Raw genomic sequence first — 13170 nt, forward strand, 5'->3', positions numbered from 1 at the left:
CAGGCGATACGCTGCCCGCGACCGACCAAGGATCTTCCGGGGCCCGGGGCCCCTCTTTCGTGATGTCCTTGACCGCACGCCGCACGCAGCCGACGGGCCCTTTACCCGTGGCCGATGCACGATCACCTCCGGGATGGCCGAAGCCCCATGAGCTGGTTCGAATCATTCGTCCTGGGTCTCGTTCAGGGACTGACCGAGTTCCTGCCGATCTCCTCCAGCGCCCATCTGCGGCTGACGGCCGCGTTCGCCGGCTGGGAGGACCCGGGGGCGGCGTTCACCGCGATCTCCCAGATCGGCACGGAGGCGGCGGTGCTCATCTACTTCCGCAAGGACGTCGCGCGGATCGTGTCGGCGTGGTTCCGCTCACTGACCGACAAGGCGATGCGCTCCGACCACGACGCCCAGGTGGGGTGGCTGGTCATCGTGGGCTCGATCCCCATCGGGGTGCTGGGCCTCACGCTCAAGGACCAGATCGAGGGTCCGTTCCGCGATCTGCGGCTGATCGCGACGACCCTGATCGTCATGGGCATCGTCCTCGGCATCGCCGACCGGCTGGCGGCACGCGACGAGTCGGGCGGCAGGCACCGTGTGGTGAAGGAGCGCAAGACCCTCAAGGACCTCGGCGTCCGGGACGGCCTGATCTACGGCTGCTGCCAGGCGATGGCGCTGGTCCCCGGGGTCTCCCGGTCGGGCGCGACGATCAGCGGCGGTCTGCTGATGGGCTACACCCGTGAGGCGGCGGCCCGCTACTCCTTCCTGCTGGCGATCCCCGCCGTGCTCGCCTCGGGCGTCTACGAGCTCAAGGACGTGGGCGAGGGGCACGTCTCCTGGGGCCCGACGATCTTCGCGACCCTGGTGGCGTTCTTCGTCGGATACGCCGTCATCGCGTGGTTCATGAAGTTCATCACCACCAAGTCCTTCATGCCGTTCGTCATCTACCGCGTCATTCTCGGCATCGTCATCTTCGTCCTCGTCTCGGCGGGTGTGCTGAGCCCGCACGCGGGTGAGTCGGCGGGCTAGGTCCTTTCCCGGTCACACAGTCAGGTGTGCGTCCCGCCCGGGAGCAGCCGGGCGGGACGATCCAGCAGCGCAGCAGCCAGCAGCGCGGATAGATGCCACCACCGTAGGGCGAGGGTCTGACAACGCGGTCGCGCCGACGGCTCAACCGACGGCTCAGGGGGTGACGAGCCCCGTCGCCGCCAGGACCGCGTCCACCGTCTCCGCCACCGTCAGCTCGGAGTTGTCGATCCGGACGCCCTCGTCGGCCACCTCGGCGCACATCGCGCTCTCCAGGAACGACCAGTCCGTCGTGAGCGTCTTGTCCCGGGCGAGGTTGCGCTCCCCCGCCTTCGCCGCGCCCGGGGCGAGCACGACGAAGTGCAGCGGCCCGAGGGCGATCCGCCGTCGGTAGACGTCGAGGTGGGCCCGGCGTACGACCACGTCGTCGATGACCGGCAGGAAGCCCGCGGCGGCGAAACTGTCCGCCAGCAGGCAGGCGTTGCGGGCCCGGAGGAAGATCTGCCGGTCCGCCTCCTCGTCCGGCTCCGGCGCGGGCCACCGGCCGCCGGAGACGATGAGGTCCTGGAGGGCGTCCACCTCGATGTGGGCCGAGGCGGCGAACCGGGTGGCGAGCGCGGCGGCCACCGTGCTCTTGCCGCTGCCGGGGATACCGCTCAGCAGGACCGCCCCCGGGGCCGGTTCCGCGTCCACCGGTACTTCCGTCCACCCCATGGCCGCGCCCTTCGGTCACCTCGGTCAGTACACGTCACGCACGTATCTGCGGTCCGAGGCCAGCTGCTTGACCTGGACCGCCGCCGCCTCGGGGTCGAGACCCCCGTGGGCGACCGCGATGTCGCGCAGGGCCCGGTCGACGTCCTTGGCCATCCGGGAGGCGTCACCGCAGACGTAGAAGTGGGCCCCCTCACGCAGCCAGGACCAGAGCTGGGCGCCGTGCTCACGCATCCGGTCCTGGACGTAGATCTTGGCCCGCTGGTCGCGGGAGAACGCGGTGTCCAGCCGGGTGAGCGTGCCCGCGCGGCGCAGCGTGTCGAGTTCCTCGCGGTAGTAGAAGTCGGTGGCCCGGTGCTGCTCGCCGAAGAACAGCCAGTTGGCGCCGGAGTGCCCCAGCGCCCGGCGCTCCTCCAGGAAGCCCAGGAACGGGGCGACCCCGGTTCCGGGCCCGACCATGACCATCGGGGTGGCCGGGTCGGCGGGCGGGCGGAAGCGCTCGTTGCGCTGGACGAAGACCGGCACGGGACTGTCCGGCGCGGCGTCGGCGAGGAAGGTGGAGGCCACACCCTTGCGTGTCCGGCCGCGGTGGCTCTCGTAGCGGATCACGGACACCGTCAGGCGCATCCGGTGGGGGTCGACGAGCGGGCTGGAGGCTATGGAGTACAGCCGGGGCCGCAGTGGTTTGAGCACGGCGGCCCACTCGGCGGCCGTGGCCCGGACGGGGTGCTCGGCGAGGACGTCGACGGCCTGCCTGCCCCATGTCCACCGGTCCCGCTCACCCTTGTTGTCCGGGCGCAGCAGCTTCTTCAGGGTCCGGTCCCCGGTGTGGTCGGCGACCAGGCGCAACAGGTCCGGGGTGATGCGGGTGATGTCGAGGTGGCGGCGGAGGGCCTCGTCGAGCGCGACCTCGCCGTGGCCGGGGACGTCCACCCCGTCGGCGGGGTCCAGTCCGGTGGCGGCCAGCCATTCGGCGACCAGCTCGGGGCAGTTGAGCGGCTGCACTCCGAGGGCGTCCCCGGCCTCGTACGTCAGCGGGGTGTCCCCGTGGCAGGTGTCGAGCGTGAACGCGCGGACCTCCTTCGTCGCGCCGGGCAGGCTCAGCAGCCGGTTCCCAGTGAGGAGGGCGGGCACGGGGACGGCGCGGGCGGGGACGGCGGGGACGGGGACGGCGGGGACGGGGACGGCGGGGACGGCCGGGGTCCGGGGTGCCGGGGCACGCCCGGCCGGGGCCGCGTCGTCCTCCAGCGCCTCCGTCGACTCCGTCGGCGCCTCCAGCGCGGCCCGGACTTCTTTGAGCCACTGGTCCACGGGCTGTTCGTAGTCGGGTTCGCAGTCGGTGCGCGGGACCAGCCGCTCCGCGCCCAGCTCCCCGAACCGTTCGTCCAGGCGGCGGCCGTGGCCGCAGAAGTCGTCGTACGAGGAGTCCCCGAGCGCGAGAACGGCGTAGCGGACGCCCTCCAGGCGGGGGCTTCCGGGGGCGTTGAGCGACTCCCAGAAGCCGGAGCCGTTGTCGGGGGCGTCGCCGTCGCCGAAGGTGCTGGTGACGACGAGGAGATCGGCAGGGCGCGGCAGGGCCTCCGGCGTCCCCTCGTCCATGCCCAGGAGCGTGGTGCGGTGCCCCTCGGCGGCCAGGGTGCGCGCGGCCGAGGCGGCGACCTCCTCGGCGTTGCCGGTCTGCGAGGCCCAGAGCACCACGACGGGCCGGCCCTCGTCCCCGTCCGGGCCGGGTTCCGGGGGTGCGGCGGGCGCGGGCTCGGCGGCGGAGAGCCGGGAGTAGGTGCCCGCCAGCACTCCGTTGACCCACAGGGCGTGGTCCGGGGCGAACGGCGCGTGCTCGGGGAGCACCGGGGTGCCCGACGGCCGGTCGCCGAGGCCCGCCAGGAACCCGGCCAGATAGCGGCGTTCCGGGTCGGTGAGGACGGGCGGGGCGGTGTCCGTGAGCCCGAAGACGGCGGTGAGCGCGGGCCGTTGCCGCTCCTGGCCGTTCCGTGGCACCGCCGGGGCGGCCACCTTCGCCAGCCGTACCGCGCAGACCTTCAGCTCGGGCTGGAAGGAGATCGGGTCGACCGCGTCGTTGGTCACGGCGTTCACGCCGAGGTACTCCCCGAACAGGTCGTTCCAGTGGAACGGGGCGAAGCACTCCCCCGTCCGGACCCGGTCGGTGATCCGGGCCGGGAGCACCGCGCGGCCGCGCCGCGAGGCGACCTCGACGCCGTCGCCCTCGGCCAGTCCGAGGGCGGCCGCGTCCTCCGGGTGGATCTCCACGAACGGGCCGGGGTCGAGCCGGTTCAGCTTGCCGATCTTCGCGGTCTTGGTCAGGGTGTGCCACTGGTGCTGGAGCCGCCCGGTGTTGAGGACGAACGGGAAGTCCTCGTCGGGCATTTCGGCCGGGGGCAGACGCGGGCGGGCGTGGAAGACGGCACGGCCGCCGGGCAGCGGGAAGGCGAGCCTCGGCACGCTGCCGTCGGGCCGTACGGCCAGCTCTTGGCTCACGCCGTCGTTGAGGTACCGCACGGGGTTGCGGGCGGGGCCGTCGACCGCGGCGCTGGGCCACTGCACGGGGGTCTCGCGCAGCCGCTCGTACGTCACTCCGCGCAGGTCATAGCCGGTGCGCGGGTTCCATGCCCGGGTGATCTCGGCGAAGATCTCCTCGGCGCTCGTGTAGCCGAAGGCGTCCTCGTACCCCATGGCGCAGGCCACCGCCGCGATGATGCGCCAGTCCGGCCAGGCCTCGCCGGGCGGATCGGTGGCGCGGCGGGAGAGGGTGAGCGTGCGTTCCGAGTTGATCATCACGCCCTCGGACTCGGCCCAGAGCGCGGCGGGCAGCACGACATCGGCGTACGCGTTGGTCTCGGTGTCGGCGAACACGTCCTGGGTGACGACGAATTCGGCGGCCTCTAGGCCTTCGATGACGGTCCTGCGGTTGGCGACCGAGGCGACCGGGTTGGTGCAGATGATCCAGCAGGCCTTGATCTCCCCCTCGGCCATCCGCCGGAACATGTCGACGGTGCCGCTGCCCGATCCGTCCGCGCGCAGCGTCCCGGGTTCCAGCCCCCACAGCTCCTCGGTGAAGGCCCGGTCATCGGCGTCGAGCGCCGATCGCTGACCGGGCAGTCCCGGGCCCATGTAGCCCATCTCGCGCCCGCCCATGGCGTTGGGCTGGCCGGTGAGCGAGAACGGGCCGCTGCCGGGGCGGCAGATGGCCCCGGTCGCCAGGTGGAGGTTGACGAGCGCGTTGGTGTTCCAGGTGCCGTGCGTGCTCTGGTTGAGCCCCATCGTCCAGCAGCTCATCCACTCGCCCGCCTCGCCGATCCAGCGGGCCGCCTGTCGGATGTCGGCCTCGGGGATGCCGGTGATGCCGGCCACGGTGGCGGGCGGGTAGTCGCGCAGGAAGGCGGGCATCGCCTCCCAGCCGTCGGTGTGCTCGGCGATGAACGCGGGGTCGGTGTGGCCGTTCTCGACGAGGAGGTGCAGCAGCCCGTTGAGGAGGGCCAGGTCGGTACCGGGGCGGATGCGCAGGTACAGGTCGGCCTTGGCGGCGGTGGCGTTGCGCCGGGGGTCGACGACGATCAGCTTCGCACCCGCCTTGACCCGCTCCATCATCCGCAGGAACAGGATCGGATGGCAGTCGGCCATGTTGGCGCCGGTGACGAGGAAGACGTCGGCGTGGGCGAAGTCCTCGTAGGAGCCGGGCGGCCCGTCCGCGCCCAGGGACAGTTTGTAGCCGCTGCCCGCACTCGCCATGCACAGACGGGAGTTGGACTCGATGGTGCTGGTCCCGATGAAGCCCTTGGCCAGCTTGTTGGCGAGGTACTGCGCCTCCAGCGTCATCTGGCCGGAGACGTAGAACGCCACCGCGTCCGGGCCGTGGGTGTCCAGCACGGACCGCAGCCGGCGCGCGGTCTCCGCGATCGAGGCGTCCCTGCCGAGCGGGACGGGCTGCTCACTGCGGTCGGCCCGGGTCAGGGCCGTGGTGAGCCGCCCCGGTGCGGCGAGCAGGTCCGCGCCGGTGGCTCCCTTGGTGCACAGCCGGCCGGCGTTCGACGGATGCTCCTTGTCCCCCGAGGCCTTCAGGACAGTCCGGCGGCCGTCGGGGCCGGTGGCGATGTCGAGGACGATCCCGCAGCCGACACCGCAGTACGAGCAGACCGTACGCACCCGGTCGGTGGCGGGGGCGTACGGAGGCGGGGTCGGCACGGTCATGGGCGGGGCCCTTCGGGGGTCGGGCGTTCCCGGAGGGACGCGGGGTGGGCAGCGGGCACCCCCGAATCTAGGAAAGGCCCGTTACCCAGGGATGACACCGGGCGAACAACACCGGTTACGTCGCCTGCACACCGCCCCCGGCCCCTCGGTGAGGCTCCCGGCGGCCGGGCCCGCGCGGGGCAGTCGTCGGCCACGGCCGGGGGCGGGCACTTCCGGCCGGGGCGGCCGACCACTGGAGAGACACCGGGGGCGGGAGAGCCACCCGGTGCCGGACACGGCAGGAGAGACACCGGGCCCACGGGGCGCGGGCCCGGAGGTGGCGCGCGTGGATCGGGCCGGCGCGCGATGCTGCTGGCGTTGGTCGCGCTGCTCCGCCGCCGTCACACGCTCAGCGCCTCCCGGACCGTCCGCTCCGCGCCCGTACCTCCCTCGCCCGACGACGTGACCCGGCCCGCCTCCAGGACGTAGTAGCGCTCCGCCGCCCGCATGGCGAAGCCGACGTGTTGTTCGACGAGGAGGACGCAGAGGCCGCCACGCCCGGCCAGGGAGAGGATCGTGGTCTCGATCTCGGCGACGACGGAGGGCTGGATGCCCTCGGTCGGTTCGTCGAGGAGAAGGAGCCGCGGACGGGTGACGAGGGCGCGGGCGATGGCGAGTTGCTGGCGCTGGCCGCCGGAGAGGAGACCGGCGCGGCGGTGGGAGAGTCCGCGGAGGACGGGGAAGAGGTCGAGGGCCTCGGCGATGGCCTCACGGCCGCCGCCGCGCGGGGAGCCGTCGGCGACGAGCCGGAGGTTCTCGGCGGTGGTCAGGTGGGGGAAGGACTGCTGGCCCTGGGGGACGTACGCCATGCCGCGGGCGACGCGCTGGTGGGGGGCCAGGTGGGTGATGTCCTCGCCGTCGAGGAGAACGGTCCCGCGCGACGGCCTGATGAGGCCCATGGCGGTGCGCAGGAGGGTGCTCTTGCCCGCGCCGTTGTGGCCGAGGACGGCGGCGACGCCGTCGTTCGGCACGGCCAGGGTCACTTCGTGCAGGACGGTGGTGCGGTCGTAACCGGCGCGGACGTCGTTGATCTCCAGCACGGCGGTCACACCTCTTCGCGGACGGGGACGGGGGCGGCGGCCGACGGCTCGGGGTCACGGGCGCTGCCGAGGTAGACCTCCTGGACCCTGGCGTCGGCCTGGACCTGGGCGACCGTCCCTTCGCTCAGGACCTTCCCGGCGTGCAGGACGCTGACGCTGCGGGCGAAGGAGCGCATGAAGTCCATGTCGTGCTCGATGACGACGACGGTGTGGTCCTCGCTGATCCGCTGGAGCAGCACGCCGGTGGACTCGCGCTCGTCGTGGCTCATTCCGGCGACCGGCTCGTCGAGCAGCAGCAGCTTCACGTCCTGGACGAGCAGCATGCCGATCTCCAGGCTCTGCTTCTGGCCGTGGGCCAGTTCCCCGGCCGGGCGGTGGCGGAGCGCGGTCAGGCCGGTGGTCTCCAGCGCCTTCCCCACCGACTCGGGGACGCGACGGCGCCGCCGGAGCAGGTTCAGGGCGCTGCGTCCGGCCCCGGCGGCGATGTCGAGGTTCTGCTCGACGGTCAGCTGCTCGAAGACCGTCGCTGTCTGGAACGTGCGGCCGATGCCCCGGCGGGCGATGCGGTGCACGGGCTCGCCGAGGATCTCCTCACCACCGAAGCGGATCGATCCGGTCGCCCGCACCAGCCCGGTGACGGCGTCGACCAGCGTCGTCTTGCCCGCGCCGTTCGGCCCGATGAGGAAGCGCAGGTCACCCGGGCGGATGTCCAGGTCTACGCCGTCGACGGCACTGACGCCCCCGTCGAACGTCACCCGCAGATCGCGGACGGTCAGTTCCTCGCCGCTCATGTGGTCACTCCCGTCGTTGTCTTGCCCGACCCGCGGTCCGGGGTCGTGCCGGGGACACGGTCCGAGGTCCGCCGCCTGCGCAGCACCGTCCTCAGTGAGGCCAGCCCGCCGGGCAGGAAGCCGACCGCGACGACGAACAGCAGGCCCTGGAGGTACGTCCACCCGGCGGGCCACGCGTCCGAGAGCGTGCTCTGGGCCCAGGCCACCGCGATCGCCCCGAGCACCGCGCCCACCAGCGACGCCCGCCCTCCGACCGCCGCGCCGATGACGAAGCCGATGGACGGCACGACCCCGACCAGCGCCGGGGAGATGATCCCCACCGCCGGCACGAACAGCGCACCGGCCAGCCCCGCCATACCGGCCGCGACCACGTACGCCACCAGCTTGACGTTCGCCGGGTTGTAGCCGAGGAAGCGCACCCGCTCCTCGGAGTCCCTTACGGCGATGAGGAGTTCGCCGTAGCGACTGACGAACAGCTGTCGGGCGAGGGCCGTCAGGAGCAGCAGGGCGATCGCGATGATGACGTACACCATCCGCTGGTTGACCGGATCGCTCAGGTCGTAGCCGAAGAAGCCCTGGAAGTCGGTCAGGCCGTTGGTACCGCCCGTGGTGGCCTGCTGGCCGACCAGCCAGATCGCCAGCGCGGCCGCCAACGCCTGGCTGAGGATCGCGAAGTACGCGCCCTTGACCCGACGGCGGAAGACGAGCACCCCGAGCAGCGCGGCGACGGCCATCGGCAGCAGCACCGTCATGGCCAGCGCGAACGCCGGGTTCGCGAACGGCTGCCACCACCAGGGCAGCCCGCCCGAGGTTCCGTACAGCCGCATGAAGTCCGGCAGCGCCTCTCCCGTCGCCGCCGCGTCGGCCAGCTTCAGGTGCATCGCCATGGCGTAACCGCCGAGGCCGAAGAACACGCCCTGCCCCAGCACCAGCAGCCCGCCCCGGCCCCAGGCGAGGCTCACGCCGACCGCGACGATCCCGTAGCAGAGGTACTTGGCCAGCAGCCCGAGCCGGAAGTCCGACAGGACCAGCGGGGCGACGCCCACCAGCAGCACCGCGCCGAGCAGGAACGCGGCGGGTATCCGCAAGCGGCTCAGGAGCGGTTCGTCCGGCGGCCCGGCCGGGGCTTCGGTGGTCGGGCCGGTGATCGGAGGTGTGCTCGTCGTCGTCATACCAGGCTCCTGGTGCGCACGGTGTACAGGCCCTGCGGTCGCCACTGGAGGAAGGCGACGATCCCCACGAGGACCACCACCTTCGCCACGCTCACGGTCGTCGAGTATTCGAGGACCGACTGCATCAGGCCGAGCGCGAACGCGGTGATGACCGCCCCCCTCAGCCGTCCGATGCCACCGACGACCACGACCAGGAAGGCGTCCACGATGTAGTTGGTTCCCGTCGTCGGGCCGATCGGGCCGATCAGCGTCAGCGCGACGCCCGCCATCCCCGCCAGACCCGAGCCGATGAAGAACGTCGTCCGGTCCACCCGCCCCGTCGCGATCCCGGACACCTCCGCGAGGTCCCGGTTCTGCACCACCGCCCGGATCCGGCGGCCCAGCGGTGTGACGCGCAGCGTGACGGCCAGGCCGAGCACGCACAGCAGCGCGAACCCGAGAATGAACAGCCGGCTGTTCGCCAGGTGCACCCCCGCGACCGACACGCTCCCCGTCAGCAGGTCCGGTGCCGTCGTCTGCACGTTCGGCGCGCCGAAGATGTCCCGCGCCAGCTGTTGCAGCATCAGCGAGACACCCCAGGTCACCAACAGCGTGTCCAGCGGACGTGTGTAGAGCCGCCGGATGAGCAGCCACTCAAGGAGCGCGCCCATCGAACCCGCCACGAGAAACGCGACCGGCAGGGCGAGGAGGAGCGATACACCGGCGTCGTCGATCGGCTTCTGCAGCACGTACGTCGTGTAGGCACCGGCCATGATGAACTCGCCGTGCGCCATGTTGATGACGCCCATCTGACCGAAGGTGAGGGTCAGCCCCAGGGCGATGAGGAGGAGGACGGCGCCGATGCTGACGCCGGTGAAGGACTGGTTGAGGATGACCGTCACAGGTCCGCCGCCCAGTCGTAGCCCTTCAGGTACGGGTCCGGCTTGATGGGCCCGCCCGAGTTCCAGACCTCCTCGATGAGGCCGCTCGCGGCGATCCTGCCGATGCGGGCGGTCTTGTGGACGTGCTGGGTCGCACCGTCGACCGTCACCTTCCCCTCCGGCGCGTCGAACTCGATGCCGTCCGAGGCCGCCTTCACCTTCTCGACGTCGAACGACCCCGCCTTCTCGACCATGGCCTTCCACAGGTGGACGGAGATGTACGCCGCCTCCATCGGATCGCTGGTGGGCTTGTCCTTGCCGTACGCCGCCCGGTAGGCGGCGACGAACTTCTCGTTCGCCGCACCGGGCGTGGTCTGGTAGTAGTTCCAGGCCGTCAACTGCCCTTCCAGGTACTGGGTTCCCATGCTCTTGACCTCTTCCTCCGCGATGGAGACCGAGAGCACCGGGAGCGTCTTCGCGGTCAGCCCCGCGGACTTGTACTCCTTGAAGAAGGCCACGTTGCTGTCACCGTTCAGGGTGTTGAAGACCGCGTCGGCCCCCGCGCCCTTGACCTTGTTGACGATGGTCGCGAACTCCGTGGAACCCAGCGGCGCGTAGTCCTCCCCGAGCACCTCCATGCCGTTCGCCTTCGCGTACGTCTTGATGATCTTGTTGGCGGTGCGCGGGAAGACGTAGTCGCTGCCGACGAGGTAGAGCCTGGTGAGGCCCTGCTTCTTGAGGTAGTCGAGCGCGGGCACGATCTGCTGGTTGGTGGTGGCGCCCGAGTAGAAGATGTACGGGGACTGCTCCAGGCCCTCGTACTGCACGGGGTAGAACAGCAGCGACTTGTTCCGCTCGAAGACCGGTTTCACCGCCTTGCGGCTGGCCGACGTCCAGCAGCCGAAGGTCGCGACGACCTTGGAGTCCGTGATGAGCGCCTGCGCCTTCTCGGCGAAGGTCGGCCAGTCGGAGGCCCCGTCCTGGCTGACGGGCTTGAGCTTCTTGCCGAGGACGCCTCCAGCTGCGTTGATCTCCTCGACCGCGAGCAGCAGCGCGTTGTGGACGGTCACCTCGCTGATCGCCATGGTGCCGGAGAGCGAGTTCAGCAGGCCGACCTTGACGGTGTCGCCAGAGGTGTCGGCCTTGGCGCCGACGGCCTTCGACGTGTCACCGCCCGTCTTCGCGCCGCAGGCGCTGAGCACGGCGCCTGCGCCGACAGCGGAGATTCCGGTCAGGAGACCGCGCCTGGTGATGAGCCCGGACATGTCACATACCTCCTTGCCCCGAAGGGCGGTGCGAGCGGATTCCTCGGAGCGAGGAAGGGGAGGAGAAGAGGAGGGAGCCGAGGGGGTGGCTGGGAACGGATCGGCACCTGATCTGCTTCGGTGCGGCCGTTTCGGCCGCACGGGGCCCAGCCGTTCCGGGGTGGCCTCCGGGCTGGTCGCTGAAGTGGTCCACAGCCTGCGGCTGAACTGTTTCCGGTGCGTTGCGGCGCAGTTGAAGAACAGTTTCCGACGGAAGTAATCGTGGCCCGAACTGATGGAGGCCGGTGTCAGCCGGCCGAGTGGTGAACGACTTTCCGGTGCGGGCATTCATTACTTCCACCGGAAAGGATCGGAATCCGCGAATGCCCTGCCGGGGGCGCGGTGATCGGCTGTAGGCTCCATCGCGCCCCCGCCGCGGGGGCCGCGCGGACGCGAGCCCGAGGAGTGCGATGGCGAGGCAGCCCCAGGAACTGCTCCACCTGCTGAGCCGGGCGGAGCGCCTGGCGGCGCGCCGCATCCAGTCCGTGCTCGACGCGTTCGACTGCTCCGTCGACGCGTGGCGGGTCCTCGACCTGCTCTCCGGCGACGAGGGCCGGACCATGACGGCCCTCGCCGAGGACGCCGCGCTGCCCGCACCGACCCTGACCAAGATCGTCGACCAACTCGTCGACCAGAACCTGGTGTTCCGCCGCGCCGACCCCACTGACCGCCGCCGGGTGCTCGCCCAGCTCACCCCCCGGGGCCTGCGCCGACGCCGGCAGCTCTCGCGCGCGGTACGGGCGGACTGGGGACCGTCGTCCCCGGGGCTCACCAAGGACGAGGAGGGTCAGCTGATGCCACTGCTCGGCCGGTTGTCCGGCGCACTGGCCGGCGGCGCCGTCGGTGGCGGCGGCGGAGGCGTCACAACAACTGCCGCGGGAAACCCAGTTGGGCGAGAACGGTGAAATCGAGACCGTCGGCCTCCGCCAGATAGATGCGCTGGCGCACATGCCGTCCGTCCAGGCCGAGCAGGCCGCGCGGACCCTCGTACCGGACGTGTTCGGCGGCCGCGCCGATGGCGGACACATCCAGAGTGCGGGCGCGCTCGATGAGCGCCGCGAGCAGCAGTACGCCCTCGTAGCAGGACTCGCCGAGGCTGCCGGGGACCGGCGCGTCCACCCCGAAGCGGGCGGAGTAGCGGCCGTGGAAGTCCATGCTGTGCCCGTCCGCGAGCGAGGTGAAGAACCCGGCCGTGCTGTAGAGGTCGACGGTCGCCTCGGGGCCGCTGCCGAGGAGCATACTCTCGTCCATCAGCGTGCTCAGCCGCAGACAGCGGGCGTCCAACCCGGCGGCGGCGAACGCCCGGTTGAAACGGACCGCGTCGCTGCCCACGAGCAGCATCAGTACGGCGTCGGCATCAGCCCGCTCGATACGGCGGAGGACTCCGGCGAAGTCGTCGGTCCCCAGCGGCAGATACGCCTCCCCGCACACCCGCCCCCGGGACTCCCGCGCGTACCGGCGGGCCGCCCGGGCCGTGTACCGCGGCCAGATGTAGTCGTTCCCGACGATGAACCAGCGGCGCACGTCCCGCATCCGCGCGAGCAACCGCATCGCCGGGAGCAGCTGCCCCGCAGGTGTCTCGCTGGTCATGAAGACGCCCTCGGTCCGCTCACCGCCCTCGTACAGCGCGGTGTACACGTACGGCACCCGGTGCGCCACCCGCGGGGCGACCGCCTGCCGCACCGAGCTGATGTGCCAGCCGGTGACCCCCTGCACCGCCCCCGCCACCACCAGCGCCTCGACCTGCGCGGCGACCCTCGACGGCTCCGCCCCGCCGTCGACCTCAAGGAGCCGCAGCTCCCTCCCCAGCACCCCGCCCGCCGCGTTGACCTCCTCCACGGCCAGCCGCGCACACGCCTCGCACCCCGGCCCGAAGATCCCCGCAGGCCCCTGCATCGGATACACCAGCGCCACGTTCAGCACCGACGCGTCCACCGTGAACCACTCGGGGCTGCGCAAGTACGCCGAAGGCCGTGACATGCCCCCATGATTGCGCCATCACCCGCCTGGGTCCCGACGAGCGCCACGAT

Annotated in this window: 10 protein-coding genes; 2 read left to right on the forward strand and 8 right to left on the reverse strand. The window is 71.6% G+C overall.

What is annotated here, in order from left to right:
* Window positions 1-147: 147 nt before the first annotated feature.
* Entirely contained in the window at window positions 148-1020 is an 873-nt protein-coding gene (locus ACZ5WC_RS27415; protein ID WP_468543301.1) for an undecaprenyl-diphosphate phosphatase, read from the forward strand.
* Between the two features lie 153 nt (window positions 1021-1173).
* On the opposite strand, the gene ACZ5WC_RS27420 is transcribed toward ACZ5WC_RS27415, so the two are convergent.
* The 7 genes from ACZ5WC_RS27420 to urtA form a co-directional block, all read right to left on the reverse strand.
* Window positions 1174-1731, reverse strand: coding sequence for an AAA family ATPase (locus ACZ5WC_RS27420; RefSeq protein WP_468543302.1), 558 nt, complete (start codon window positions 1729-1731; stop codon window positions 1174-1176).
* Window positions 1732-1755: 24 nt separating this feature from the next.
* On the reverse strand, window positions 1756-5934 hold the full coding sequence (locus ACZ5WC_RS27425; protein WP_468543303.1) for a molybdopterin-dependent oxidoreductase: 4179 nt from the start codon (window positions 5932-5934) through the stop codon (window positions 1756-1758).
* Between the two features lie 380 nt (window positions 5935-6314).
* Entirely contained in the window at window positions 6315-7013 is a 699-nt protein-coding gene (gene urtE, locus ACZ5WC_RS27430; protein WP_468543304.1) for an urea ABC transporter ATP-binding subunit UrtE, read from the reverse strand.
* A 5-nt stretch (window positions 7014-7018) separates the two neighbouring features.
* Entirely contained in the window at window positions 7019-7804 is a 786-nt protein-coding gene (urtD, locus tag ACZ5WC_RS27435) for an urea ABC transporter ATP-binding protein UrtD (RefSeq protein ID WP_468543305.1), read from the reverse strand.
* A complete protein-coding gene (urtC, locus tag ACZ5WC_RS27440) occupies window positions 7801-8976 on the reverse strand; it encodes an urea ABC transporter permease subunit UrtC (protein WP_468543306.1) in 1176 nt (391 codons plus the stop codon). Before urtC ends, urtD begins: the two co-directional genes overlap by 4 nt.
* The gene (gene urtB / locus ACZ5WC_RS27445; RefSeq protein WP_468543307.1) at window positions 8973-9857 is read right to left on the reverse strand and encodes an urea ABC transporter permease subunit UrtB; all 885 of its coding nucleotides are present in this window, start codon (window positions 9855-9857) and stop codon (window positions 8973-8975) included. The genes urtC and urtB overlap by 4 nt, the downstream gene beginning before the upstream one ends.
* Entirely contained in the window at window positions 9854-11101 is a 1248-nt protein-coding gene (gene urtA, locus ACZ5WC_RS27450) for an urea ABC transporter substrate-binding protein (RefSeq protein ID WP_468543308.1), read from the reverse strand. Before urtA ends, urtB begins: the two co-directional genes overlap by 4 nt.
* Window positions 11102-11550: 449 nt before the next feature.
* On the opposite strand from urtA, the gene ACZ5WC_RS27455 reads away from it, so the two are divergent.
* A complete protein-coding gene (locus tag ACZ5WC_RS27455; protein ID WP_468543309.1) occupies window positions 11551-12045 on the forward strand; it encodes a MarR family winged helix-turn-helix transcriptional regulator in 495 nt (164 codons plus the stop codon).
* On the opposite strand, the gene ACZ5WC_RS27460 is transcribed toward ACZ5WC_RS27455, so the two are convergent.
* Window positions 12002-13120: a substrate-binding domain-containing protein gene (locus ACZ5WC_RS27460; protein ID WP_468543310.1), complete on the reverse strand. Its 1119-nt coding sequence runs from the start codon at window positions 13118-13120 to the stop codon at window positions 12002-12004. The genes ACZ5WC_RS27455 and ACZ5WC_RS27460 overlap by 44 nt on opposite strands.
* Window positions 13121-13170 lie beyond the last annotated feature (50 nt).

The sequence above is a fragment of the Streptomyces sp. NPDC033165 genome (genome assembly GCF_055577965.1).

What these genes read in the sequence shown, in the direction of transcription:
- ACZ5WC_RS27415 (WP_468543301.1), top strand. Translation starts at nt 148, where the DNA reads ATGAGCTGGTTCGAATCATTCGTCCTGGGTCTCGTTCAGGGACTGACC.
- ACZ5WC_RS27420 (WP_468543302.1), bottom strand. Translation starts at nt 1,731, where the DNA reads ATGGGGTGGACGGAAGTACCGGTGGACGCGGAACCGGCCCCGGGGGCG.
- ACZ5WC_RS27425 (WP_468543303.1), bottom strand. Translation starts at nt 5,934, where the DNA reads ATGACCGTGCCGACCCCGCCTCCGTACGCCCCCGCCACCGACCGGGTG.
- urtD (WP_468543305.1), bottom strand. Translation starts at nt 7,804, where the DNA reads ATGAGCGGCGAGGAACTGACCGTCCGCGATCTGCGGGTGACGTTCGAC.
- urtC (WP_468543306.1), bottom strand. Translation starts at nt 8,976, where the DNA reads ATGACGACGACGAGCACACCTCCGATCACCGGCCCGACCACCGAAGCC.
- urtA (WP_468543308.1), bottom strand. Translation starts at nt 11,101, where the DNA reads ATGTCCGGGCTCATCACCAGGCGCGGTCTCCTGACCGGAATCTCCGCT.
- ACZ5WC_RS27455 (WP_468543309.1), top strand. Translation starts at nt 11,551, where the DNA reads ATGGCGAGGCAGCCCCAGGAACTGCTCCACCTGCTGAGCCGGGCGGAG.
- ACZ5WC_RS27460 (WP_468543310.1), bottom strand. Translation starts at nt 13,120, where the DNA reads ATGTCACGGCCTTCGGCGTACTTGCGCAGCCCCGAGTGGTTCACGGTG.